We start from the raw sequence: 25,264 nt of genomic DNA on the forward strand, positions 1-25,264 counted from the left end.
TCCTCGCATGCTGGCGCGTCTGTCGATCCGTGACATCGTCCTGATCGAACGGCTCGATATCGAATTCTCCCGTGGCCTGGCAGTACTGACCGGCGAAACCGGCGCGGGTAAATCCATCCTGCTCGATGCGTTTGCGCTGGCGCTTGGCGGCCGCGGCGACGCCACGCTCGTGCGCCATGGCGCGGAGCAGGGGCAAGTCACTGCCATGTTCGACGTCCCGAAGGGGCATCCGGCGGCCAGGATCCTGGCTGAGAACGGCCTCGACGACACCGGCGAGATGATCCTGCGCCGTGTGCAGCTCGCCGACGGCCGCACCCGCGCCTTCATCAACGACCAGGCGATCAGCGTGCAGACCCTGAAGGCGGTCGGCGCCGTTCTGGTCGAGATTCACGGCCAGCATGACGAGCGCGCGCTGGTCGACGCCTCCACCCATCGCCAGCTGCTCGACGCCTTCGCCGGGCTCGAGAAGGAGGTCACCGCGCTGGAAGCGCTGTGGGATGCCCGGCGCACCGCCAATACGGCGCTGGAAGAACATCGCGCCGGCATGGAGCGCGCCGCGCGCGAGGCGGATTATCTGCGCCACGCCTCCCAGGAGCTGAAGACGCTGGCGCCGAGGGAGGGCGAGGAGACCGAGCTTGCCAACCGCCGCACCACCATGATGCAGGGCGAAAAGATTGCGACCGACCTGCGCGAGGCGCAGGAGGCGATCGGCGGCTCGCATTCGCCGGTGCCGGCCCTGTCGGCCGCGGTCCGGCGGCTGGAGCGGCGCGCCGCCAATGCGCCCGAGCTGATCGAGCCCGCGGTCAAGGCGATCGACGTTGCGATCAACGCGCTGGAGGAGGCCGACCAGCATCTCAATGCCGCGCTGGCCGCAACCGATTTCGATCCGGCCGAGCTCGAGCGCATCGAGGAGCGGTTGTTCGGGCTGCGCGCGGCCTCGCGCAAATATTCGACGCCGGTCGATTTGCTGGCCGCGCTGGCCGCCCAATACGCCAACGACGTCGCGCTGATCGATGCCGGCGCCGACCAGCTCAAGAAGCTGGAGGCGGCCGCCGGCGAAGCCGACAAGCGCTACGCCGCGGCTGCGGCAAAACTGTCGGCTTCGCGTACCAAGGCGGCCGAGAAGCTCAACAAGGCCGTCAATGCCGAGCTCGCGCCACTCAAGCTCGAGCGGGCAAAATTCATGACGCAGGTCGAGACCAACGCGGCCTCGCCGGGCCCGCAAGGCATCGACCGCGCCGAGTTCTGGGTCCAGACCAATCCGGGGACCAAGCCGGGACCGATGATGAAGGTCGCCTCCGGCGGCGAGTTGTCGCGCTTCCTGCTCGCGCTCAAGGTCGTGCTCGCCGACCGCGGTTCGGCGCCGACGCTGGTGTTCGACGAAATCGACACCGGTGTGGGTGGCGCGGTGGCGGACGCGATCGGTTCGCGGCTGGCGCGCCTTGCCGGCAAGGTGCAGGTGATGGCGGTGACGCACGCGCCGCAGGTCGCGGCCCGCGCCAGCCAGCATCTTTTGATCTCCAAGGACGCGCTCGACAAGGGCAAGCGCGTCGCCACCCGCGTCAACGCGCTCGCCGCCGACCACCGCCGCGAGGAGATCGCACGCATGCTGGCCGGCGCCGAGATCACGGCCGAGGCCCGCGCTGCGGCGGAACGACTGCTGCGCGCGGCGAGTTAGTGTCTCACCGTCATTCCGGGTTCGTCCTGACGGACCGCCCCGGTGTGGCAGAAAACTATAGCGCGACCGTTGCATGGCCAAAGCAGCAAAAGAGAAAACACTCCCCGACATCGATAAGCTCACCAAGGCCCAGGCCAAGGTCGAGCTGACGCGCCTCGCGCTCGAGCTCGAGGGCCACGACAGGCGCTACTACCAGGAAGATGCGCCGAGCATCACCGATGCCGAGTACGATGCGCTGCGGCAACGCTATAACGCGATCGAGAAGCGCTTTCCCGAATTCGTCACCGCGGAGTCGCCGTCACAGAAGGTCGGCGCGGCGCCGTCCGGGCGTTTCAGGAAGGTCCGCCATTCACTGCCGATGCTGTCGCTCGACAATGCGTTTGCGGAAGCTGACGTGGTCGATTTCGTCGGGCGCATTACACGGTTCCTGAAGCTGCCGGACGACAAGATCGATTTCTCGGCCGAGCCGAAGATCGACGGTCTCTCGATGTCGCTGCGCTACGAGGGTGGCGAGCTTGTCACCGCCGCGACGCGCGGCAACGGCGCGGAGGGGGAGGACGTCACCGCCAATATCCGCACCCTCGAGGACGTGCCGCAAAAGCTCAAGGGTCGCAACGTGCCCGACATCTGCGAGGTGCGCGGCGAGGTCTACATGACCAAGCATGCGTTCCTGGCGCTGAACGAGCGGCAGAAGGCCGCCGGCGACACCATCTTCGCCAACCCGCGCAATTCGGCGGCGGGCTCGCTGCGGCAGAAGGATCCTGGCATCACCGCCTCGCGCCCGCTGGGCTTTTTCGCCTATGCCTGGGGCCAGATGAGCGCGATGCCGGAGACCACGCAGACCGGCATGATCCACTGGTTCGAGCGCTGCGGCTTCAAGACCAATCCGCTGGCCAAGCTGTGTCACTCGGTCGAGCAGCTGATCGCGTTCCATCGCAAGATCGAGGAACAGCGCGCCGAGCTCGACTACGATATCGACGGCGTCGTCTACAAGGTCGACCGCATCGACTGGCAGGAGCGGCTCGGCTTCATATCGCGCACGCCGCGCTGGGCGATCGCGCACAAATTCCCCGCAGAGCGTGCCATGACGGTGCTGCGCGACATCGAGATCCAGGTCGGGCGCACCGGCTCGTTCACCCCGGTCGGCAAGCTCGAGCCGGTCGGCGTCGGCGGCGTGATCGTGCAGAACGTCACGCTGCACAACGAGGACTACATCAAGGGCATCGGCAACAAGGGCGAGGTGCTGCGCGAGGGCCGCGACATCAGGATCGGCGACACCGTCGTGGTCCAGCGCGCCGGCGACGTGATCCCGCAGGTCGTCGATGTCGTGATCGACAAGCGGCCGAAGAATGCCAGGGAATTCCACTTCCCGAAGAAATGCCCGTGCCCGCTGCACACCGACGTTGTGCGCGAGGAGACGGCGACCGGCGAGGAGGGCTCGCGCGCTCGCTGCACCGGCGAGTTCGCCTGTCCCTATCAGAAGATCGAGCATCTGAAGCTGTTCGTCTCCCGCCGCGCCTTCGACATCGACGGGCTCGGCGAGAAGCAGCTGCAGTATTTCTTCGACGAGGGCTGGGTGAGGGAGCCCGCGGACATCTTCACACTGCCCAAGCGCAATGCGAAGCTGAAGCTGGAGCAGATCGAGGGTTACGGCGAAACCTCGGTGCGCAATTTGTTCGCCGCGATCGACAGCCGCCGCAGGATCGGGCTGGAGCGCTTCATCTACGCGCTCGGCATGCGCCATGTCGGCGAAACCACGGCGCTGGCGCTGGCCCGCGGCTATCACTCCTGGGACACGTTCCATGAGGTCTGCCTCAAGATCGCCAAGGGCGACGAGGAGGCCATTGCGGAGATGGATGCGCTGGACCAGATCGGCGACACCGTGATCAAGAGCATCGCGGACTATTTCGGCGAGAGCCACAATCGCGGCATCGTCGAACGGCTGACCGGGGAGCTGGACGAGATCGTCGATGCCGAGAAGCCGAAGAGCAACTCGGCGGTGGCCGGCAAGACGGTGGTGTTCACCGGCTCGCTCGAGAAGATGACGCGCGATGAGGCCAAGGCGACGGCCGAGCGGTTAGGCGCCAAGGCCGCCGGCTCGGTGTCGAAGAAGACCGACTATCTCGTCGCTGGACCCGGCGCCGGCTCGAAGCTCGCCGAAGCGCAGAAGCACGGCGTCAAGGTGCTCACCGAAGACGAGTGGCTGAAGCTGATCGGGGAGTGAGGCGCGGCGTCGCCGCATTCTCTGTTGTCGTCACCCGCGCATGCGGGTGACCCAGTATCCCAGGGACGCTAGCGACATACGGAAAAGCCGCGGCGTACTGGGTCCCCCGCCTGCGCGAGGGATGACGAGGTGAGATTGGGGCGCGAGCGCCGCTCTCACATCATCGCGCTTTCCTCTTCCGCCTGCTCGATCCGCCGTTCGCTGACCACGACATTCCGCCGCGGCACGATGAAGATCATCGTGCAGGCGCAGGCGAGCGAGATCGCTGATATCGCCGATGTCAGCGGCAGCGTGGTGGTGGTGTGGCCGCCGAGATAGGCGCCGAATTGCGAAATCAGCGAGCCGATCCCCTGCTGCAGGAAGCCCATGGCGCCGGAAGCGGTGCCGGCGGCCTCGGGGCGAATGCTGATCGCGCCGGCGGCGGAATTGGCCATCACGAAGGCATTGGCGACCATCACGATCATCTGGGTGCCGAACAGCCAGAGCGGCGCCTGGTTCACCCCGGTCAAGCTCCAGATCAGGTTCAGCAGGCTGCCGCCGACCTGCAGCACGAGGCCGAACCAGATCAGCTTCTCCAGCGAATGGCGCGGCGCGAAACGCACGCACAACAGGTTGCCGACCAGGTAGGCGAAGCCTGTGGTCGCGAACCATGCGCCATATTCGGCGCTGGTGCGGCCCATCTGCATCACCACGATATAGGGACCGCCGCCGGCGAAGGCGAAGATGATCTGCGAGGCCAGCACCTGGCACAGCATGTAGCCGACGAAGGCGCGGCTGCGCATCAGCTTGCCGAGATCGCCGCGAAAGCTGGAGCTCTCGGCGCGATCGCGACGGGTTTCCGGCAAGGCCAGCGCGATGAAGATCGTGATCGTGAGCGATGCTGCCGTGATCAAATAAAGGATCGCGCGCCAGCCGAACGCGGTTTCCAGGAGGCCGCCAGTCAGCGGGCTCACCATCTGCGCGATCATCAGCGCGGCGACCACGAGGCTGATCATCGCGCCGACGCGCTCGCGCGGATAGAGATCGCGGATGATGGCGCGGCTGATCACCATGCCGCTGGCGCCGCCGAGCGCCTGGAAGAAACGCGCGGCGATCAGTTGCGGCAGGTTTTCGGCGAACACCGAGCCGATGCCCGCGGCTACCATCAGGCCGAGGCCGGCAAGCAGCACCGGCCGCCGGCCGAACTTGTCGGACAGCGGTCCCATGATGAGCTGCGAGAGGGCGATGCCGACCATGTAGAGCGACACCGTCATCTGCGCGATCGAGATGTCGCGGCCGAACGTCATCGCCAGCACCGGCAGCGCCGGAACCAGCATGTAGAGCGAGATCGGCGCCACGCCCGTCATGACGACGAGCATCAGCAGCATGACCTTCGATGTCGCGATGTTGTCCTTGACGTTTTCCTTGGCCGCGCCGGGCGGCTTGCCCATCACGCCGTGCATTCAGGTCCGATCCAGCATTGTGAATCGACTGTAGCGTTCTGGTGCGCCCGGAATACGTGTGTTTCGGCATACGCCCATGCCGATTCCGGGAGGCGCCGTCGAAGGTGTTTCGCCTCGCGCAACAGGCATCGTTGTCGTCCCCCGCGGAGGCGGGGGACCCAGCATTCCAGAGACGTCAGTTTTAATCCGATGGGCCGCGGCGTACCGGATCCCCCGCTTTCGCGGGGATGACAGGAGAGATGCTCGCGCTGTTTACTTCAGTGCCGCCGTCGCCTCATCGAGCCACAGTTTCGTGGCGTTGTCGTCGAGATGCAGGCGCACCACGCGATTGACGCGGGCATGGTAGTCGTTGAGCCACGTCAGTTCGTCCTCGCTCAGCATGCTCACCTCGATCAGGCGGCGGTCGATCGGCGCCAGCGTCAGGGTCTCGAACGCGTTGACCGGCTTCTCCGCGCCCTTGATGTCGGTGCCGATCACGAGCTCGAGGTTCTCGATCCGGATGCCGTAGGCGTCGGTCTTGTAGTAGCCGGGCTCGTTGGACAGGATCATGCCGCGCTTCAGCGGCGTGGTGCCGAGCTTGGAGATCCGCGCCGGCCCTTCGTGCACGCTGAGATAGCTGCCGACGCCGTGGCCGGTACCGTGCTCGAAATCGACGCCAGCTTGCCACAGATATTGCCGCGCCAGCGTGTCGAGCTGCGCACCGGTGGTGCCGTCGGGAAAGATCGCGCGGGCGATCGCGATATGACCGCGCAGCACGCGGGTGAAACGGTCGCGCATCTCGCCGGTCGGCTGGCCGATCGCGATGGTGCGGGTGACGTCGGTGGTGCCGTCCTCATACTGTGCCCCGGAATCGATCAGCAGCAGGTCGCCGGGCTCGATCCGGCGGTTGCTCTTGCGCGTGACGCGGTAATGCACGATGGCGCCGTTCGGCCCGGTGCCGGCGATGGTCGGGAACGAGACGTCCTTCAGTGCCGCAGTCTGGCGGCGGAACGTCTCCAGCGCCTCGACGGTGTCGATCTCGGTCAGCCCGCCCGAGGGGGCCTCGAGGTCGATCCAGGCGAGGAAGCGCGTCAATGCAACGGCATCGCGCTGATGCGCGGTGCGGGTGCCCTCGATCTCGGTCATGTTCTTGACCGCCTTCAACGCGCTGACCGGGTCGTTGCCGCGCACCGGCTTGCCGCCGGCACCCGCGATCAGCCGGCTCAAGGCGTCGGCGGCGGTCACGCTGTCGAGCGCGATCGAGGCGCCGCGTTTGGCGAGCTCGGTGAGCTTCGGCGTCAGCGCCGCCGGCTCCTCGACGTCGGCGGATTGCTCGAGATGGTCGCGCGTCGAGTTGGACAGCTTGCGGTGATCGATGAACACCAGCGGCCGGCCCTCCTTCGGCACCAGCGCGTAGGACAGCGGTAGCGGCGTGTGCGAGACGTCGGCGCCGCGGATGTTGAAGGTCCAGGCCACCGCGTGGCTGTCGGAGAGCACCAGCGCATCGACGCCGAGCTTGTTGATCTCGATCCGGATGCGCTTCAGCTTCTCCGCCTCGATCTCGCCCGAGAATTGCGGACCGTGGATCGAGACCGGACCGAGCGGCGGCGCCGGCCGTTCGTGCCAGATCGAATCGACGGGATTGCGGTCGACCGCGACCAGTTCCGCGCCGGCCTTGGCACAGGCGGCCGCCAGCCGTTCGGCTGCCGCCGATGTGTGCAGCCACGGGTCGAATCCGAGGCGGTCGCCGGCGGCGAGATGCCGCGTCACCCAGTGCTCCGGCGGCGGATCGACCAGCGGCTCGATGTCCCAGGCCTTGCGGTCGACCTGCTTGCCGGCCTGCAGGGTGTAGCGGCCATCGACGAACAAAGCGGCCTGCCTGGCCAGCACGACCGCGAGCCCCGCCGATCCGGTGAAGCCGGTCAGCCAGGCCAGCCGCTCCTCGGACGGGGCGACATATTCGTTCTGCTGCTGGTCGGCGCGGGGGATCACGAAGCCCGTCAGCTTGCGCCGCGCCAGCTCCTCGCGGAGTGCGCTCAGCCGGGCGGTCAGCGCCACGCCGCTTTCGGGTTCTTCGAACGTCTGGAAATGAGCCTCGAACATCGCCTTCGCACTCTCTTTGGATCGAGCATGGCCCGCTGGGAAAACTGCTTTCCACGGCTACCGTTCATGCTCTAAGTTCACCTGGACCGCTCCGCAACGCGGCCAGGCATATCCACAATTTGGCATAACTTATGCTTGAAACGTGGCATCGCCATTAGAAAAGACGGAACGGTTTTCCGGGCAAGTCGTCCGTCAAAAATACCGGGAGTGTCCAGGAGTGTCTCAACTCGACGGCGAGGAGATGCACCGTGCCTGCGTTCACGTTTGAGAAGATTACCCCGCCGGTCCACAGTGGCCCGGTTGCCCCCGTCGAACAGAAGCAACGTGGCGTCATCGTCCAGATCCTGGACCGCATTGTCGAGGCGTGCGTCAGGCGCACGCTGAAGCAGGACAAGGCCGAGACGATCGCTCGCCGCGACTCCGCGCCGTCCGAATAATCGGCAACTACTGTTCGAGGTCGGACGCCTTCACCACGGTCGTGTTGACGACCTTGGTGCCTTCGAGTTCCCGCACGATCCGCTCATCGGGGCCGACGATGCCGAGATCGAACTCGTGCTCTGATGTCACCAGCGTCATGCGCCGACCGACGATCACGACGACGGTCATGTCGAGCGCTTCGCCGGACACGGCCCATTCCCGCAGCTCGCTCCGGAACGGCTCCTTGCGCCAGGCATCGGGGAAGCCGGGATCGCAACGGACCTCGAGGCCGTCTTCCGACGTCGTCAGGACGAGCTTTGATTTGCTCGGCTTCCAGTGCTCCTCCAGGAGCTCATTGACGAGCCAGTCGCAGGCGAAGGTGCGGCACTCCGCCGGCCGGTTTGGGTAGATCATACATCCACGCCCCGGCCTGCAATGCGCGCACCACGCATTGACGGGCTTGGCCAGTTCCTCGATCGCCATCACCTTGCAGCAGAGCGTGCAGTCGCCGCACTGTCTGCCCGGTGCGGTCATTGCACGGCGCGCAGCAGAAGGCTGCTCCAGCCCTCGATCTTGAGATGGCGCAGCGGCACCAGCCCGCGCGCGCGGTAGGCGGCGATGACGGCCGGCGCTTGGTGGGTCAACAGGCCAGAGAGGATGATCTGCGCCGACGAGGCGAGATGCCGCGCCATCGGCCCGGCCAGTTGCCTGAGCGGATTGGCGAGGATGTTGGCGAGCACGAGGTCGAACGGCCCATCCTCGGCGAACCGCGGCGCAGCAAAGCCGGTGGCCTGGATCACGTCCACCAGGTGTCCCGCCTCGTTGAGCCGGGCGTTCTCCTTGGCCACTCGCACCGACGGCGGATCGATATCGCTCGCCAGCACCCGGCCGTGCAGCGCCTTGGCGGCGGCGATCGCCAGCACCCCGGTCCCCGTGCCGAGATCGAGCACGCGGCGTGGCTGATACGCTTTCAGCACGTGGTCGAGCAGCAGCAGGCAGCCGCGCGTGGTGCCGTGGTGGCCGGTGCCGAAGGCAAGCGCCGCCTCGATCTCGATGCCGAGCTTGTTCGGCGGTATCTTTGTCCGGTCATGCTGGCCGTGGACGACGAAGCGGCCGGCCGGGACCGGGACGAGATCCTCGAGGCCCGCCTTCACCCAATCCTTGGCTTCGACGGTATCGAATGTCACGGCCTCCGCGACATCCCGTCGCACGGCGTGCCCGACCAGCTCGCGCAACAGCGCCTCGTCCGGCGCGTCGGCAAAATGGACCGTGACGTCCCAGCGTCCGTCAGGCCGCTCGAATGCTGCAAAAGCGGCCTGATCCTCGAAAAACACTTCGGAAAGCGCGTCGACGACGCGCTTTGCGGTCGATTCATCGGGAAGGGTGACACTGGCGCGGTGCGTGGAGGGGGTCATCGAATGCCGGTAGCGCGGTTTTTGCTAAAATTTCAACTTTGATTTCATTCGATTATCACGTGATTCTACACGTGCCGCGTTTAGACAACCTTAGATTTTCCCGTATTAGTACGTGGGCAGGAACAATTCCCTTGTTCCGACAGGGTCACACATCAAGGGCAGGGCTATTATGAAGGCATTTATCGCAAAGTTCTTGCAGAATGAATCCGGCGCCACGGCCATCGAATACGGCCTGATCGCGACCGGCATCGCGATCGCCATCATCGCTGCGGTGAATGGCGTTGGCACGGCGCTGAGCACAACCTTCAGCTCGATCAGCACCTCGTTGAAGTAAGTCAAACTACCGTACGGCGTTCTCGGCACACCGGGCGACCTTGTCGCCCGGTGCTTGTCTTTTGGGACCGCCCCGGCCGGGAGGCAGGCACCTGAGGCGTTCCGCGGTGGCCAAGGTGCGGACGTCCACTGGATATCCACAGACCGAACCCCAATCCGTCAACACGTATCCAGAAGGCTACGCCGGGCCTGCGGGCCCCGCGTTCCACAGTGTGTCTACAGCGGTGTCGCCCGTTTTCCCGGCAGACTGCACAGCCCTGTCCGCGGCTGATCCACCGGTTCTCCACAGCCTGTCCACCGTTTGCCGAGCGGTGGCCACCTGACAGGGGCGCTATCGCCTTACGGAAACAGCCTCCGGTGGTCGGCCAGGATGACCCGCGCCGCGTTGTGCCCGGGGGCACCGGTAACGCCGCCGCCGGGATGAGCACCGGAGCCGCAATGGTAGAGCCCCTTGAGCGGCCCGCGATAGTCGGCATAGCCAAGCATCGGCCGCGCCGAGAACAACTGGTTCAGCGTCAATGCGCCGTGGAAGATGTCGCCGCCGAGCAGCCCGAACTGCCTCTCCAGGTCGAGCGGCGACAGGATCTGGCGGCCGACCACGCTGCCCGCGAAGCCGGGAGCGTACTGATCGACCGTTGCTATCATGAGATCGGCGACCTCCTCGCGATGGTCGTCCCAGGATTTGCCGTCAGGCAATTGCGGCGCGACATGCTGGCAGAACAGGCTCGCGACATGCCGGCCCGGCGGGCTCAGTGTGTCGTCGAGCGTCGAGGGGATCAGCACCTCGACGACGGGTGCGCGGCTCCAGCCGAGGTCGCAGGCATCGCGCCAGGCGCGATCCATGTAGCCGAGGCTTGGGGCGATGATGATCCCGGCCGTGAGGTGATCGCCGGGGCCGGGCAGCGCGGTGAACGAGGGCAGGGCATCGAGCGCGACGTTCATCCTGAACGTGCCGGAGCCGTTCCGCCATCGCGAGATGCGCGCAACGAACTCGGGCGTCAGTGCGTCCGCCGGCACCAGCCGCGTGTAGAGCAGCTTCGGATTAACGTTCGAGGCGACATATTTGGCGCGGATGGTTTCGCCATTGTCGAGGATGACGCCGCAGGCGCGATCCTTCTCGATGATGACCTCGCGCACGCCGGCGTCGGTCTCGATCTCGGTGCCATGGCCGCGCGCGGCGCGCGCCATCGCTTGCGTGATCGCGCCCATGCCGCCGATGGCGTGGCCCCAGACACCTTTCTTGCCGTTCACCTCGCCGAAGGCATGATGCAGCATCACATAGGCCGAGCCTGCGGTGTAGGGGCTCGCATAATTGCCGACGATGGCGTCGAAGCCGAACAGCGCCTTGACCAGGTTGCTCTCGAAACGCTCGTCCAGCATCTCGCCGGCCGAGCGCGTGAACAGGTCGAGCAGGTCGCGCTGCTGCTCGAGCGACAGCCGCCGCAAGGTGTTCGCGGCGCCGAGCGCATTGAAGGCCTCGCGCATTGCGCCGATGCCAAATCCCTCGACGATGTTCGGCGGCGCGCGCAGCACGAATTGGCGCAGCACGTCGGCGATCGCCTCGAGTTCCCTGGAGAACGCATCGATCTCGACGGCGTCGCGCTGACTCAGTCTCGCCACCGACTCCCTGGTGCGGCCTTCGCCGGTCAGCAGGTAGCTGCCGTCGGGTGCGGGCAGGAAGTTCTGCGCGCGGCGCTCGACGATCCTGAGCCCGTGATCCGCGAGTTTCAGGTCAGCAATGATCTGCGGGTTGAGCAGGCTCACCGTGTAGGAGGCGACCGAGTTGCGGAAGCCCGGTGCGAACTCCTCGGTGACCGCAGCGCCGCCGACCACCTTGCGGCGCTCAACCACCCTGACCCGCAAGCCCGCCATCGCTAGATAGGCTGCGCAGGTGAGGCCGTTGTGCCCCGCACCGATGATGACGACGTCCGTTTCGTTCATGTCCGCTTCAAGAAGGAGTGATTAGAGCATGATCCGGACCCGAGGTCCGCGTTAGCGCAAAGTGGAAGCCGGTTATGCCTTGCGACAAGCACGGAGCGTTTGCGCGGAGATCATGCTCAAGACGAATGCGCGCCGTTGCGACACTTCGTCAAGTCCTCGTTATCGGCCTTTCTTGCCCGTGATGCTGCCATATGCTCAGGTCAAGCTGTCCGGTGCAGCCTTGCCGGACCGCTCGCCTCCGGCGCCCGCCGGGTTCATGCCGGAGCTTTCATGACGTCTGAGCCGTCAGCCTCGCGAAACCGGCTGGTGCTGGTTGTCTACACCGCCGCGATCTTCGTCAGCGCCCTGTTGCTGTTCTCGGTGCAGCCGTTGTTCACCAAGATGGTGCTGCCGCGGCTCGGCGGCTCGCCGGCGGTGTGGTCGGTGGCGATGGTGTTCTTCCAGTCGCTGCTGCTCGGCGGCTATGCCTATGCGCATGTCCTGATGAAGCTGAGCAACCGCGCGGTTCCGGTCGCGGTGCATCTGGCGCTGCTGGTGGTCGCGCTGCTGACGCTGCCGCTTGCGATCCGCAGCGGCTGGGGCGAGCCGCCGAATTCGGGCTATGCGTTCTGGCTGCTCGGCCTGTTCGCGGTCTCGATCGGCTTGCCGTTCTTCGCGCTCGCCGCCAACAATCCGTTGCTGCAGGCCTGGTTCGTGCGCACCGGCCATCCCAACGGCCCCGATCCGTATTTCCTTTACGCGTCCTCGAACATCGGCAGCTTCCTGGCGCTGCTGTCATATCCGGTGCTGCTGGAGCCGATGTTCACCTTGCGGACCCAGAACCTGATCTGGACCGGCGGCTACGGCCTCCTGATTGTGCTGATCGCAGGCTGCGGCGCGCTGCTGCTGCGCGCGCCGGCCAACGCCGCTGCGCGCAACATGCAGGTTGACGATGTCGCGGCGACGGAGCCGTCATGGCTGCTGCGCGCGCGCTGGATCTTGCTCGCCGCCGTGCCGTCGGGCCTGCTGATCGCGGTGACTGCGCATATCTCGACCGACGTCGCCGCCGCCCCCTTGCTCTGGGTGCTGCCGCTCTCGCTGTATCTCCTCACCTGGGTGCTGGTGTTCCAGTCGCGCCCGTTGCTGCCGCACAAATGGATGCTGCTGGCCCAGCCGATGGCGATATCAGGCGTGGTCGTCCTGCTGGCGTTCGGCGGCGAGCAGAATCTGCTGCTGACGCTCGGCGGCCATCAGCTCTGCTTCTTCGTCATCGCGATGGCCTGTCACGGCGAGCTTGCGCGCACGCGCCCCGCCGCCAAATACCTCACCGGCTTCTACGTGGCGCTGTCGTTCGGCGGCATGGTTGGCGGCCTGTTTGCGGGGCTGATCGCGCCGTTCACCTTTTCATGGGTCGCTGAATATCCGATCCTGCTGGCGCTGGCGGCGCTATGTCGTCCCTCCGGCGCCGAGCGGCTGCCGCGCTGGAGCGCCTGGTATTGGCCGTTCCTCGCTGTGCTGGCGGTCGCGCTGATTGCGCCGTCCTATTCGACCGGCGAGCTGTTCGATCGGCTCGACGAGCGGCGGGTCTGGATGATCGGCGGGGTCGGGGTGCTGTCCGCGCTGCTGGCCTTCGCGGTGAACGCCAGCCGATGGAAGATCTTCGCCACCGTCGTCGTCGCGCTGGTGCTGCTGCGCGACTATCCGTCCGACGACGGCCGCGTCGATACGGTGCGCAGCTTCTTCGGCGTGCACAAGATCGTGGTGACGCCGAACGGGCAGTATCACGTGCTGATGCACGGAACGACGATCCACGGCGCCCAGAGGTTCAAGAACGACAACGGCATGCCGGTCACCGGGCGGCCGGAGCCGATCAGCTACTATCACAGGGATGGCGGTATCGGGCAGGCGATCACGGCGATGCGCGAGCGCAAGGGTGCGCCCCTGAAGGTGGCGGTGATCGGGCTGGGCTCCGGCACGTTGACTTGTGCGTCGGCGCCCGGCGAGGACTGGAAGTTCTTCGAGATCGACCAGAGCATGGTCGATACCGCGCGCGACCCCAGATATTTCACCTACATCCAGAACTGCGAGCCCGACCTGAAGCCGGTGATCGGCGATGCGCGGCTGACCTTCGCCAAGGAGCCCGACGGCGTCTACGATCTCATCATCGTCGATGCCTATTCGTCGGATGCGATCCCGATCCATCTCGCCACCGAGCAGGCGATGGCGATCTACAAGGCGAAGCTCGCGCCGCACGGTGCGGTTGTGATGCATGTCTCCAACCGGCATCTCGAGTTGGCAAGCGTCGTGGTCGGCATCGCCGATGCCAACGACATGAAGAGCTGGGTGTACGGCGAGGATTCGGGCCGCGACAACGAGTATATTTTCGCGACCTCGGTGGTGGTCTCCGCCCGCGATGAGGCCGACATCGGCAAGCTCGCCTCGTCAAGCGTCTGGACCGAGACCCCTGCCAACGAAAACCAGCGGATCTGGACCGACGACTATTCGAACGTGCTGGGCGCGGTCTACCGTCGCCTGCGCGACAGCGAGCAGTAGCTGCTTCTCTGCTCGTCCGTCATTTCTTGTCGTCGGCCGCCGCCTTGTCCGGGTTTGCTGCCGACGCGGCGGCGAGCAGCGGCATAGTCGGCGAGCCCTCGTCCTCGTCGAGGAATTGCTCCACCGACGCCTGGATCGACGATTTGACGTTGTCGGAGCCGCGGTCGCTGAGATCGTTGTGCTGGAACTCGGTTCTGACCACCTTGATACCGAGTCTTTTGCAAGTTGCGTCGTCAGGAACGACGCCCGGGTCGGTCTTGAACTGCGGATCCTTCGAGCGGAACGACAGGATCTTGATCTTGCCGTTGGTGATGAAGGGGACGCGCAGATTGTCCAGCGTGATGATTTTCCTGACCAGGTCGGGATGCTGCTTGGCGAAGAACATCGAGATGTCGCCGCCGTTGGAATGGCCGATCAGCGTCAGGTGACGAAAATCCGCGCTCGGATAGAGCTTCTTCATCTCCTCGATCGCATACATGATGTTGGAGATGCCGCGATTGTATTGCATGCGGCGGCCGACATATTCCTCGCCGACCTTGGTCACCATCGGCGCATCGGTATCGAGGTCGTGCTGAACGCTGATCACGAGGTAGCCGCGAGAGGCAAAAACGTTGGTCAGGAACGAATATTCGGTGTTCTTGACGGTGTTGCCGTGACTCAGGATCGCAACCGGCAGGTCGATCATCTCGGCCAGGGCCTGCATCTCGCGGTCACGACGGATTGCGATCTCGACCGTGACGTTGCGGTCATCGCGCAGAATGTCGTGGAACGTCATCGTCGTGTGGCGGATCGCCCACCTGTCCGTCGTGTAATAGGCGGCGATCACCACCACGCACAGGCAAAGGACAATGATGCCCCGTTTCATTTCGACCTCTGGGATTGCGGAACCTGATGCGCTCTGGCTCGGACATGGTCGGCACTCCATACGAAGTGCATCCGGGGGCCGAGCGGGCGTTCTGGCTGCGGAATATCGAGCGCAATCTTTACAGTGAGATGACGGTCAGACGACAGGCCACCGCCCGGATACGTGGCGATGCCGGGCAAGGGCCACAAGCAGGTGAATGCGGACGCTGTGCGCAAAGGTCAGAACGCGGCGAGCGCGCGTTCAGATGGACGCGCGGCTCGGTCGTCTCAGTCCTGATCGGTGAAGAACCCGCGCTGCTGCTGATAGTAGGGTCGTGGCTGGTAGTAGCCCTGCGGCGCCGGCGCGTAGCCCTGGTTGCCGTAATACTGGCCGTAGCCCTGCGCGTCGTAGACGCGGCGGCTTGACGGCGGCGCCGGATAGCGGTGGTCGGTCGAGCTGCCGTCGGCAGGATAGATATAGCCGTCGTCGGCGCGCGCCGCCGGATATTCGCGCGGCTGCGGCGTCAGGACGACCGGCTCGCCCGCGGCGCTGTATTGCTGGCCATAGTCCTGGTCCTGCGGCGCACGACGGGCGACCGCGGTGCCGTTGCGCCCACGCGTGCGCGCCAGTGCGACCTGGGCCGAGCCGGTCAGCGTCACCGTAGTGTTGAGCACGCCTTGCCTCTCGACCAGCGCGTAGAGCGTCGAGGCGTTCTCGCGCGACAGCCGCACGCAGCCGTGCGACGCCGGCGTGCCGAGTCGGCTGACCGAGTCGGTGCCGTGGATCGCATGCCCGATCTTGGTGAAGAAGATCGAGTGCGGCATCGGCGCGTCGTCGAATTCCTTGGAAAAGTGATCCTCCTCCATGCGGAAGGCGCGGAAGGTGCCGTTCGGCGTTTCGCGGGAAGGGATGCCGGTGGAGACCGGCCAGTGATAGCGCTCGACGCCGTCGACCGCGACGGTCATCTGCTGATTGTCCTTGTCGATGGTGATATCGACCTTGGCTTGCGCGGCGCCGGCGGTGAAAAGCATCACTGTGGTGAATGCAACGAGGAAGGAACGCATCTTACCTTTGGCCTCCAGGCCTGATCGCAGCGCCGTGGCTCTCCATCCCCGGCAACCAATATGCCCGGAATCCGTTTTTGGTTCCAGTGGCAGGGCAAACCCATCGTTAATCGGGGCCGCGGCGCAAACAAGGCCGACAGCGGGTTTGTCTGTCACGTCGTCCTGACTTTTTCGCGAGCAAGTCGCGACATCGGCCCCAATTGGCCGCCAATGCGCAACCATTTGGTCGCAAGAGCGTTTCACAATCCCGCCAAGCGGCGCATTCGCGTCATGTTTTAAGGAATCGAGATGAACAACAGCAAGGTTAAGACCGCGGCCGTCGTCCCAGCCGGCCCATCCGTGCGGCTCCTGTTTGCGGCCGCAGCCCTCGCCCTCTCGTTGCTGGCGATCCCCCATGCCGGCTATGCCCAGGGAATCGTCCGCGGAGCCCAAGAGGGCGCCTATGAAGGTAACCGGGTCGCCGGGCCGGTGGGCGGCGTGGTTGGCGGAGCCGTCGGTGCCGGCGTCGGCGGCGCCGTGGGGGCGGTCAAGGGCGTGTTTGGCATTCCCGATCGCGGCTGGCGGCGCGGCCACCGCTGCCGCGGCTATTATCGCCACGGCCACTTCTATTGCTATCGGTAGGCAGGGTCGTCATTCCGGGGCACGCGAAGTGTGAACCCGGAATCGCACCATAGATTCGAACGCCTGTAGCCCGGATGGAGCCAACGGGCCGCGCGAACGCGCGCCCGATGACAGGCTCCGCGAAATCCGGGGCCGCTATCGCCGGGTCGCAGAGCTGTCCCGGATTGCGCTTCGCTCCATCCGAGCTACGATTCTCAGTTCTTCAGCCGATAGCCGGTCCTAAAGATCCACGCCACGATGGCCATGCAGACGACCAGGAAGCCCACGGTCATCCCGAGGCTCAGCACCACGCTGACATCGGCGATCTCGTAGAAGCTCCAGCGGAAGCCGGAGATCAGATAGACCACGGGATTGAGCAGCGTGACGGTGCGCCAGCCCGCTGGCAGCATGTTCACCGAATAGAAGCTGCCGCCGAGGAAGGTGAGCGGCGTGACCACCAGCATCGGGATCATCTGCAGCTTCTCGAAGCCGTCGGCCCAGATGCCGATGATGAAGCCGAACAGGCTGAAGGTGACGGCCGTCAGCACCAGGAATGTCAGCATCCAGACCGGATGGGCGATGTGCAGCGGCACGAACAGGCCGGCGGTCGCCAGGATGATCAGGCCGAGGATGATCGACTTGGTTGCGGCGGCGCCGACATAGCCGATCACGATCTCGAAATAGGAGATCGGCGCCGACAGGATCTCGTAGATCGTGCCGACGAATTTCGGGAAGTAGATGCCAAACGAGGCGTTGGAGATGCTCTGCGTCAAGACCGACAGCATGACGAGCCCCGGCACGATGAAGGTGCCGTAGCTGACGCCTTCGACCTGGGTGATGCGCGAGCCGATCGCGGCGCCGAACACCACGAAATAGAGCGAGGTCGACACCACGGGCGAGACGATGCTTTGCAGCAGCGTGCGCCAGGTGCGCGCCATTTCGAACAGGTAGATAGCCCGGATGGCGCGGAAATTCATGGCGCCCTCCCTAGCGCTCTGATTTCGAAGTTCGCATGCTCTCGGGGAGCCTCCGATGCGAACTTCGAAATCGAAGGAGCGCTAGAAAATTTAGGACTCTGGTGCGGCATTAGAGTTTGAAGTTCCTATGACAGGGGCGCGGCAAAATTGATACGAACTTCAAACTTGCCGCACCAGGCTGACGAAAATGTCCTCGAGGGATGACTGCTTGGTATCAAGATCGGAGATGCGGATGCCGGCATTGCGGAGATCGTTGAGCAGGCTGGTGATGCCGGTGCGGTCGCCCTTGGTGTCGTAGTCGTAGGTCACGGTGCGGCCGTCGCCGGACAGTTCGAGATTGTAGGCGGCTAGTGTCGGCGGAATGGCGTCGAGCCTGTTCTGCAGTTGCAGCGTGAGATGCTTCTTGCCGAGCTTTTCCATCAGCGTCGCCTTGTTCTCGATCAGGATGATCTCGCCCTTGTTGATGACGCCGATGCGGTCGGCCATCTCCTCGGCTTCCTCAATGTAATGCGTGGTCAGGATGATGGTGACACCCGAGGCCTGCAGCGCGCGCACCACCTCCCACATGCCCTTGCGCAGTTCGACGTCGACGCCGGCCGTTGGCTCGTCCAGGAACAGGATCTGCGGCTCATGCGACAGCGCCTTGGCGATCATCACGCGGCGCTTCATGCCGCCGGACAGGGTGACGATCTTGCTGTCTTTCTTGTCCCAGAGCGACAGGTCCTTCAGCACCTTCTCGATGTGGGCGGGGTTCTTCGGCTTGCCAAACAGGCCGCGGCTGAAGCTGACGGTGGCCCACACAGACTCGAAGGCGTCGGTGTGCAGCTCCTGCGGAACCAGTCCGATCATCGACCGCGCCGCGCGATAGTCGCTGATGATCTCGTGGCCGCCGACCGAGATCTTGCCCTGGCTCGGATTGGCGATGCCGCAGATGATGCTGATCAGCGTGGTCTTGCCGGCGCCGTTCGGCCCGAGCAGCGCAAAGATCTCGCCCTTGGCGATATCGAGATTGATGTTGTTCAGCGCCTTGAAGCCGGAGCCGTAGGTTTTCGAAAGGTTGGAGACGGAAATGATCGGCGACATGGACGGTTGAGAGCGTAAGGGAAGGGGCGCGCAAAGCGGCGCCCGGAAACGGGGCGGGGCGAAGGTTACCGGCAGATAGGGACGCTCAATCCGTTCTGCAATCACCCGATCGGGCAGAAAATTTATTCTGCGGATGTGGCCGAAAGGCCGCGTTAGCGCTTCTTCGTCGGCTTCTTGGCAGCGGCGGCCGGCGCCGGGTGCGCGGGCGGCGGCTCGCTTTGCTCGGCGACCTTGGAGAGGGTCACGATCTGGATCTCGTTGTTGACCGGCGCGTTGGGATGCGCGGGGTCGAGCAGTTGCTCCTCGCCGAGTCCGACGGACTGCAGGCGCTTGGCCGAGATCTTGAAAGTGTTGACGAGGATGTCGCGGATCGCGTCGGCGCGGCGCTGGCTCAGGATCGCGTTGCTCTCGCGCTTGCCGGTTGCCTCGATGTGGCCGACGATCAGGAAGTTGTAGGGCTGCAGCGAGACGTGCACCAGCGCGTCGGCGATACGCCCGACGGTCTGGTAGGATTCCGGCAGCACGATCGGCGTATCGACGTCGAACTGGATGGCGGCGTTGAAGGCCGGCAGGCCGGTCAGCTCGGGTACGATCGGCGGCCGCTTCTGCGGCGGCGGTTCGTTCTTCGACCGCGAGCGCGACCGCTCGAGCACCTGCTGGCGCAGCGCGGGCACGTCGATGTCAGCGGCGTGCTCGACATGGTCGAGCTTGGCGATGACGTCGTCGCGCGTGATCGCCGTTTGCGCGCTCACCGGAGCGAGCGGCGCCGCCAGCAGCATCAGCGCGCCGAGCATGCCGAGGTCGCGCAAGCCTCGCGTCAGCCTGCGCATCATTGATACCCCGCGTCGGAAATGGCTTGCGCGCAATTGCGGCTGACGCCCTTTGCGGTGACGAGGCAGGCGACCGACTTGCTGGTCTCCTTGGTCGAGCCGCCGCACACCTTGACGATCTCGTGCCTACAGGCGCCGGCGACGGTGATGCGCGCCGCGATCCGCTTCTGGATGGCGTCGAAGGTCGAGAAATAGGTGGCCTTGCAATCGGCCGAGATCGCGTCCCGATTGCGCGACAGGCATTCCTTGAGCCGGTTGGAGTCGAGGTTGACGCCGCGGCAGTTGGCGGTGATGTCTGCGCCGCAGGCCTTGGCGAGCTGCGCCGCCGCATCGCCAAAGCTCATCGTCTCCGCGACCGCCAGCGACGGCGCAGTGAGCGCGATGACAAAAAGGAAAAACCCTGCCCGGACCATGCGGCCATCTCAACCCATGAATTCAGCGACGGTCAAGGGGTACGAAGAGAGGAGGCCTTCCGGTCACACCCGCTCCACAAAGCTGTCGACCACCTTCTTCTCGCCGGCCTTCTCGAAGGCGATGGTCAGCTTGTTGCCGTCGATCTTCACCACGTGGCCGTAGCCGAATTTCTGGTGAAACACCCGGTCATCCAGCGAGAATTCCGACACCGTGCCGGTCGATTTCGCCACCAGCTCGCCCTCGATCACCAGCGGACCGCGCTTGTTGCGGCCGAAGCCGCCGGACGCGGCATTGCCTCGCGGGCCGAAGGCATCGCTGCGCGAGCCTGAGAAGGACGACTGCCGCTCCTCGAACCCGCCGCCGCGGTTGCGATTCGCCTGGGCGCGCTGCCAGCCCGGCGTCGTGTAGCTCGAGCCGAATGATTCGAGATTGTCGAAGCGCGACGCGCCATAGCCGCCGGTGCCGCCCCAGCCGGAGCCGCCCTTCGATTCCGTGATCTCGACATTGTGCGCCGGCAACTCGTCGAGGAAGCGCGAGGGGATCGTGGTCGACCAGGTGCCATGGATGCGGCGGTTGGTGGCAAAATAGATCTTCGCGCGGCGGCGGGCGCGGGTCAGTCCGACATGGGCGAGGCGGCGCTCTTCCTCGAGCCCGGCGCGGCCCTGTTCGTCCAGCGTGCGCTGGCTCGGGAACAGGCCTTCCTCCCAGCCCGGCAGGAACACGTTGTCGAATTCGAGGCCCTTGGCCGAATGCAGCGTCATCAGCGACACCGCCTCGTCGCCGGTGTCGCCGTCGCGGTCCATCACCAGCGAGATGTGCTCGAGGAAACCTTGCAGGTTCTCGAACTCCTCCATCGAGCGGACGAGCTCCTTCAGGTTCTCCAACCGGCCGGCGGCGTCCGCCGAGCGGTCCTTCTGCCACATCTCGGTATAGCCGCTCTCGTCGAGCACGATCTCGGCGAGCTCGGTATGCGCGGTTACCTCGGACTGGACGCGCCAGCGGTCGAACTGCGCGACGAGATCGCGCAAGCTGCCGCGCGCCTTCGGCTTCAATTCGTCGGTCTCGACCACGGCGCGCGCCGCCTCGAACAGCGGAATGCGGCGCTTGCGGGCGTGATCGTGCAGCATCTGCACGGTGGCATCGCCGAGCCCGCGCTTCGGCACGTTGACGATGCGCTCGAAGGCGAGATCGTCGGCGGGCGAATTGATGGTGCGTAAGTACGCCAGCGCATCGCGGATCTCGGCGCGCTCGTAGAAGCGCGGGCCGCCGATCACGCGATAGGGCAGGCCGAGCGTGACGAAGCGGTCTTCGAACTCGCGCATCTGGAACGAGGCGCGCACCAGAATGGCGACGTCGTTGAGGTTCTCGCCGGAGCGCTGCAGCTCCTCGATCTCCTCGCCGATCGCGCGCGCTTCCTCTTCCGAATCCCAGGAGCCGGTGACGGTGACCTTCTCGCCGTCGACATCCTCGGTGCGCAGCGTCTTGCCGAGCCGGCCTTCATTGTGCGCGATCAGATGCGAGGCGGCGGCGAGGATGTGGCCGGTGGAGCGGTAGTTGCGCTCCAGCCGGATCACCTTGGCGCCGGGAAAATCGTGCTCGAAGCGCAGGATGTTGTCGACCTCGGCGCCGCGCCAGCCATAGATCGACTGGTCGTCGTCGCCGACGCAGCAGATGTTTTTCGGCGGCGCTGCCGGTGGTGCAGACTCCGCAATTCCGGGATGCGCCGGCGGCGCAGACCCGGAATCTCGAGATGAGTCCTTATTGACTCCAGATTCCGGGTTCGCCCCTTCGAGGGGCCCCGGAATGACTGCTGAAAGGGGAAGGCCCGGCCGCGTCGGCGCCTGCGACAGCAGCCGCAGCCAGAGATACTGCGCGACGTTGGTGTCCTGATATTCGTCGACCAGGATGAACTTGAAGCGGTTCTGGTACTGCCGCAGCACATCCGGGTTCTCGCGGAACAACCGGATGTTCTCCAGCAGGAGGTCGCCGAAATCGGCGGCATTGAGGATCTTCAGCCGCTCCTGATAGGTCGCGTAGATCTTGCCGCCCTTGCCGTTGCCGAACGAAGCGGCCTCGCCAGACGGCACTTGCGAAGGCGTGAGCCCGCGGTTCTTCCAGCTGTCGATCAGGCCGGCCAGCATCCGCGCCGGCCAGCGCTTGTCGTCGATGTTCTCGGCCTGCAAGAGCTGCTTCAACAGCCGCACCTGGTCGTCGACGTCGAGCACGGTGAAGTTGGACTTGAGCTGCACCAGCTCGGCATGGGTGCGCAGGATGCGGCCGCCGATCGAGTGGAAGGTGCCGAGCCACGGCATGCCTTCCACCGCCTGGCCCAGCATCTGGCCGAGGCGCAGCTTCATCTCGCGCGCCGCCTTGTTGGTGAAGGTCACCGACAGGATCTCGTGCGGCCGCGCGCGGCCCTGGCTCAGGATATGCGCGATGCGCGTGGTCAGTACCCGCGTCTTGCCGGTGCCGGCGCCGGCGAGCACCAGCACTGGGCCGTCGAGCGTCTCGACCGCCTCGCACTGCTCCGGATTGAGGCCGCTGAGATATTGCGGACCGCCCGCGGCTGCGCGCGCACGCGCGGCAATGCCGCCAGCCACCGGCTGGTGCTCGGGAACGCCGTGATGGGGCTGTTTGCTCGGCTCGGTCATAGGCGAATCGTCTCGGCCCCACGATGGCACCGCGGGACGGTGAAGGGGAGCCTTCTTAGCAGGGATTGCCGGTCATATAGGGCCTGATCGGCCGTTTTGACAGGTTTTATCGGGCTGCGCCGGAACGGCTTCGCTGACGGCTTTTTCGCCGGTTTGGTTCCAGAAATCGGCGAAAATTTCGCGGTTTCGGCGACAGGAACCAGCCTTTCGCCGCCGGATTGTTTCCCCAGGTCATGCGTCGGCGTGAGCCCGCGCGGGCAAGCGAAACGAGGCGGAGGTTTGATCATGCTGAGCTGGGTCGTCACCTTCCTGGTTATCGCCCTGATCGCGGGCATTCTGGGCTTTGGCGGTATCGCCGGCACGTCCATCGAGATCGCCAAGACGATCTTCTTCATCGCCGTCATCCTGTTCCTGGTGTCGGCCGTGATCGGCTTGGCGCGTGGCCGCACAAGGGTATGAACAGGGAGTTATGGCGGCCGCAACGGCAGTGCGAAACCTCTCCCATAGGGAGAGGTCGCGCCGAAGGCGCGGGTGAGGGGTTACGCTCTATCGCGGGACCTGACCCCCTCACCCGATTTGCTACGCAAATCGACCTCTCCCCGTTGGGGAAAGGTGACGAACTCGCGGCGAGACCACTTCAAACAAGAAGCTGCGATGGATCTATTTCGAGGGCATCGCCACGTTGCGGCCGATGCCTTCGGGACGCGGAACACCCGCGTAGCTGTCCACGATCGCCTGGGCGCGGGCGCGGATATCAGGCGGAAACGGCGCCACCTTGCGCGCTTCCATGTCGATGTGGAGCGTGAGGTTCTCCGAGGTCGCTGAGATCCAGCCTTCGCTGGCGTGGCGCAGCTCTTCGAATGTGTGCAGCCGCTTCTCGTCGGCGCCGAGCAGGTAGACCGAGACCTGCACGGGATCGCCGAGATGGATCTCCCGCAAATAGCGCACATGGCATTCGGCGGTGAAGGTCGAGCAGTGCCGCTCCTTCATGTAGGCCGGGCCGATCCCGATCTGCAGCCACATCTCGTCGATCGCGCGGTCGAACATCACATTGTAATAGGCCATGTTGAGATGGCCGTTGTAATCGATCCATTGCGGGTCGATCTGCATCACCGAGGACAGGAACGGGGCGGGCGGAAGCGAGATCCCGTTCGAGATCCCCTTGGCGGCAGTCACTGAAGTCATTATTCGTCCCTGTCTGTTCGACCCATTCGAGCACGGTTTTCGGCGAGCGATCGGCGGCTATTTTTTGGATCATGCTCTCTTGACCCCTTATACAAGCTTTGCCACGGTCGGCCAAAGTCGGAGGAATTTTGACGTGGCGACAACGATTTCGAGCAATGTGACGCAACCGGAGCCGCAGGCCCTGAAGAGCGCGATCGACGCGCTGGCGGCGCGGTTCGGCAACCGGCTCGTGACGTCGCAGGCTGTGCGCGAGCAGCACGCGCATACCACCACGTGGCTGCCGACCCAGCCGCCGGATGCCGTGGTGATGGCGCAGGAAACATCAGACATCCAGGACGTGGTGCGGATCTGCTCGCAGCATCGCGTGCCGGTGATCGCGTTCGGCACTGGAACCTCGCTCGAAGGCCAGGTCAACGCGCCGGCCGGCGGCATCTGCATCGACCTGCGCGACATGAACAAGGTGCTGGAGGTCCACGCCGAGGACCTCGACTGCGTGATCCAGCCCGGCGTGACGAGGAAGGCGCTGAACGAGTATCTGCGCGACCAGGGCCTGTTCTTCCCGATCGATCCCGGCGCCGACGCCTCGCTCGGCGGCATGACCTCGACCCGAGCCTCCGGCACCAATGCAGTGCGCTACGGCACCATGCGCGAGAACGTGCTGGCGCTGAAGGTGGTGCGCGGCGACGGCGAGATCATCACCACGGGCACGCGAGCGAAGAAGTCGTCCGCCGGCTACGATCTGACGCATCTGTTCGTCGGCGCGGAAGGGACGCTCGGCATCATCTCCGAGCTCACCATCCGCCTGCGCGGCATTCCCGAGACGATCGCGGCCGCCGCCTGTTCGTTCGAGACGGTGCGCGGCGCCTGCCAGGCCACGATCCTCGCGATCCAGACCGGCATCCCGGTGGCGCGCATCGAGCTGCTCAACGCCGAGCAGGTGAAGGCCTGCAACAACTATTCGAAGCTGTCGTTGCCGGAGACGCCGCTGCTGCTTTTGGAATTCCACGGCAGCGAGGTCGAGGTCGCCGAGCAGTCGAAGAATTTCCGCGACATCGCCGCCGAATGCGGCGGCGGCGACTTCAGCTGGACCACCAAGCCGGAGGACCGCACCAGGCTGTGGCAGGCCCGGCACGACGCCTATTGGTCGGTGAAGGCGCTGCGTCCCGGCGCCGGCGTGGTCGCGACCGACGTCTGCGTGCCGATCTCGCGGCTCGCCGACTGCGTCACCGAGACCGAGGACGATCTGAAGCGGCTCAATCTGCTGTCGCCGATCGTCGGCCATGTCGGCGACGGCAATTTCCACTGCTCGCTGGTCTGCGACGTCGACAACAAGGACGAGATGGCGCGCGGCGAGGAGTTCATGCATCGCCTGGTCGAGCGTGCCCAATCGATGGGCGGCACCTGCACCGGCGAGCACGGCATCGGCCAGGGTAAGCAGAAATACCTTGAGGCCGAGCTCGGCCCCGAGGCACTCGACGCGATGCGTGCGCTGAAGCGCGCACTCGATCCGCAGAACATCTTCAATCCCGGAAAGATCGTTCCTGCTGCCTAA

21 protein-coding genes are annotated in these 25,264 nt (G+C 65.1%); 8 read left to right on the forward strand and 13 right to left on the reverse strand.

The window, feature by feature from the left end:
- Nucleotides 1-7: 7 nt before the first annotated feature.
- Nucleotides 8-1,678 carry a DNA repair protein RecN gene (gene recN / locus MTX23_RS09260; protein WP_280976329.1) on the forward strand — a complete coding sequence of 557 codons (1,671 nt, stop codon included), beginning with the start codon at nucleotides 8-10 and terminating at the stop codon, nucleotides 1,676-1,678.
- A 73-nt stretch (nucleotides 1,679-1,751) separates the two neighbouring features.
- Nucleotides 1,752-3,902: an NAD-dependent DNA ligase LigA gene (gene ligA / locus MTX23_RS09265; RefSeq protein WP_280976330.1), complete on the forward strand. Its 2,151-nt coding sequence runs from the start codon at nucleotides 1,752-1,754 to the stop codon at nucleotides 3,900-3,902.
- A 155-nt stretch (nucleotides 3,903-4,057) separates the two neighbouring features.
- On the opposite strand, the gene MTX23_RS09270 is transcribed toward ligA, so the two are convergent.
- Nucleotides 4,058-5,344, reverse strand: coding sequence for a multidrug effflux MFS transporter (locus MTX23_RS09270; RefSeq protein WP_280976331.1), 1,287 nt, complete (start codon nucleotides 5,342-5,344; stop codon nucleotides 4,058-4,060).
- Between the two features lie 252 nt (nucleotides 5,345-5,596).
- A complete protein-coding gene (locus MTX23_RS09275) occupies nucleotides 5,597-7,426 on the reverse strand; it encodes an aminopeptidase P family protein (protein ID WP_280976332.1) in 1,830 nt (609 codons plus the stop codon).
- A 248-nt stretch (nucleotides 7,427-7,674) separates the two neighbouring features.
- Between MTX23_RS09275 and MTX23_RS09280 the strand changes: the two genes are divergently transcribed.
- Nucleotides 7,675-7,863, forward strand: coding sequence for a hypothetical protein (locus tag MTX23_RS09280; protein ID WP_280976333.1), 189 nt, complete (start codon nucleotides 7,675-7,677; stop codon nucleotides 7,861-7,863).
- A gap of 7 nt (nucleotides 7,864-7,870) precedes the next feature.
- Here MTX23_RS09280 and MTX23_RS09285 read toward each other — a convergent pair whose 3' ends face one another.
- Both MTX23_RS09285 and MTX23_RS09290 read right to left on the reverse strand, forming a co-directional pair.
- Nucleotides 7,871-8,257: a hypothetical protein gene (locus tag MTX23_RS09285; RefSeq protein ID WP_280976334.1), complete on the reverse strand. Its 387-nt coding sequence runs from the start codon at nucleotides 8,255-8,257 to the stop codon at nucleotides 7,871-7,873.
- A 116-nt stretch (nucleotides 8,258-8,373) separates the two neighbouring features.
- Nucleotides 8,374-9,258, reverse strand: a complete 885-nt coding sequence (locus tag MTX23_RS09290) for a 50S ribosomal protein L11 methyltransferase (RefSeq protein WP_280976335.1) — start codon at nucleotides 9,256-9,258, stop codon at nucleotides 8,374-8,376.
- 169 nt (nucleotides 9,259-9,427) lie between these two features.
- Between MTX23_RS09290 and MTX23_RS09295 the strand changes: the two genes are divergently transcribed.
- Nucleotides 9,428-9,592 carry a Flp family type IVb pilin gene (locus MTX23_RS09295; RefSeq protein WP_280976336.1) on the forward strand — a complete coding sequence of 55 codons (165 nt, stop codon included), beginning with the start codon at nucleotides 9,428-9,430 and terminating at the stop codon, nucleotides 9,590-9,592.
- Nucleotides 9,593-9,930: 338 nt separating this feature from the next.
- On the opposite strand, the gene MTX23_RS09300 is transcribed toward MTX23_RS09295, so the two are convergent.
- Nucleotides 9,931-11,532 carry an NAD(P)/FAD-dependent oxidoreductase gene (locus MTX23_RS09300; RefSeq protein ID WP_280976337.1) on the reverse strand — a complete coding sequence of 534 codons (1,602 nt, stop codon included), beginning with the start codon at nucleotides 11,530-11,532 and terminating at the stop codon, nucleotides 9,931-9,933.
- A 270-nt stretch (nucleotides 11,533-11,802) separates the two neighbouring features.
- On the opposite strand from MTX23_RS09300, the gene MTX23_RS09305 reads away from it, so the two are divergent.
- A complete protein-coding gene (locus MTX23_RS09305; RefSeq protein WP_280976338.1) occupies nucleotides 11,803-14,064 on the forward strand; it encodes a fused MFS/spermidine synthase in 2,262 nt (753 codons plus the stop codon).
- Nucleotides 14,065-14,083: 19 nt separating this feature from the next.
- Here MTX23_RS09305 and MTX23_RS09310 read toward each other — a convergent pair whose 3' ends face one another.
- Both MTX23_RS09310 and MTX23_RS09315 read right to left on the reverse strand, forming a co-directional pair.
- Nucleotides 14,084-14,929, reverse strand: coding sequence for an alpha/beta hydrolase (locus tag MTX23_RS09310; protein WP_280976339.1), 846 nt, complete (start codon nucleotides 14,927-14,929; stop codon nucleotides 14,084-14,086).
- Nucleotides 14,930-15,195: 266 nt separating this feature from the next.
- The gene (locus tag MTX23_RS09315; protein WP_280976340.1) at nucleotides 15,196-15,972 is read right to left on the reverse strand and encodes a L,D-transpeptidase family protein; all 777 of its coding nucleotides are present in this window, start codon (nucleotides 15,970-15,972) and stop codon (nucleotides 15,196-15,198) included.
- Between the two features lie 288 nt (nucleotides 15,973-16,260).
- Here MTX23_RS09315 and MTX23_RS09320 point away from each other — a divergent pair, with 288 nt between their 5' ends.
- Nucleotides 16,261-16,593, forward strand: a complete 333-nt coding sequence (locus MTX23_RS09320) for a hypothetical protein (protein WP_280976341.1) — start codon at nucleotides 16,261-16,263, stop codon at nucleotides 16,591-16,593.
- Between the two features lie 194 nt (nucleotides 16,594-16,787).
- Here the strand turns inward: MTX23_RS09320 and MTX23_RS09325 are convergent, their stop codons facing one another.
- The 5 genes from MTX23_RS09325 to MTX23_RS09345 form a co-directional block, all read right to left on the reverse strand.
- Nucleotides 16,788-17,549: an ABC transporter permease gene (locus tag MTX23_RS09325; protein ID WP_280976342.1), complete on the reverse strand. Its 762-nt coding sequence runs from the start codon at nucleotides 17,547-17,549 to the stop codon at nucleotides 16,788-16,790.
- 159 nt (nucleotides 17,550-17,708) lie between these two features.
- Nucleotides 17,709-18,632 (reverse strand): ABC transporter ATP-binding protein, encoded by a 924-nt coding sequence (locus MTX23_RS09330; protein WP_280976343.1) that lies wholly within the window; start codon nucleotides 18,630-18,632, stop codon nucleotides 17,709-17,711.
- Nucleotides 18,633-18,784: 152 nt separating this feature from the next.
- Complete coding sequence (locus tag MTX23_RS09335; RefSeq protein WP_280976344.1) at nucleotides 18,785-19,465, reverse strand: OmpA family protein; 681 nt, start codon at nucleotides 19,463-19,465, stop codon at nucleotides 18,785-18,787.
- On the reverse strand, nucleotides 19,462-19,875 hold the full coding sequence (locus MTX23_RS09340) for a hypothetical protein (protein ID WP_280976345.1): 414 nt from the start codon (nucleotides 19,873-19,875) through the stop codon (nucleotides 19,462-19,464). The genes MTX23_RS09335 and MTX23_RS09340 overlap by 4 nt, the downstream gene beginning before the upstream one ends.
- A 63-nt stretch (nucleotides 19,876-19,938) precedes the next feature.
- Nucleotides 19,939-22,527, reverse strand: coding sequence for a UvrD-helicase domain-containing protein (locus tag MTX23_RS09345; RefSeq protein WP_280976346.1), 2,589 nt, complete (start codon nucleotides 22,525-22,527; stop codon nucleotides 19,939-19,941).
- Between the two features lie 285 nt (nucleotides 22,528-22,812).
- Between MTX23_RS09345 and MTX23_RS09350 the strand changes: the two genes are divergently transcribed.
- On the forward strand, nucleotides 22,813-22,986 hold the full coding sequence (locus MTX23_RS09350; protein ID WP_280978018.1) for a DUF1328 domain-containing protein: 174 nt from the start codon (nucleotides 22,813-22,815) through the stop codon (nucleotides 22,984-22,986).
- 201 nt (nucleotides 22,987-23,187) lie between these two features.
- On the opposite strand, the gene MTX23_RS09355 is transcribed toward MTX23_RS09350, so the two are convergent.
- Nucleotides 23,188-23,712: a thioesterase family protein gene (locus MTX23_RS09355; RefSeq protein ID WP_280976347.1), complete on the reverse strand. Its 525-nt coding sequence runs from the start codon at nucleotides 23,710-23,712 to the stop codon at nucleotides 23,188-23,190.
- 133 nt (nucleotides 23,713-23,845) lie between these two features.
- Here MTX23_RS09355 and MTX23_RS09360 point away from each other — a divergent pair, with 133 nt between their 5' ends.
- The gene (locus tag MTX23_RS09360) at nucleotides 23,846-25,264 is read left to right on the forward strand and encodes an FAD-linked oxidase C-terminal domain-containing protein (protein WP_280976348.1); all 1,419 of its coding nucleotides are present in this window, start codon (nucleotides 23,846-23,848) and stop codon (nucleotides 25,262-25,264) included.

The sequence above is a fragment of the Bradyrhizobium sp. ISRA436 genome, assembly GCF_029910015.1.
Taxonomy (GTDB): domain Bacteria; phylum Pseudomonadota; class Alphaproteobacteria; order Rhizobiales; family Xanthobacteraceae; genus Bradyrhizobium.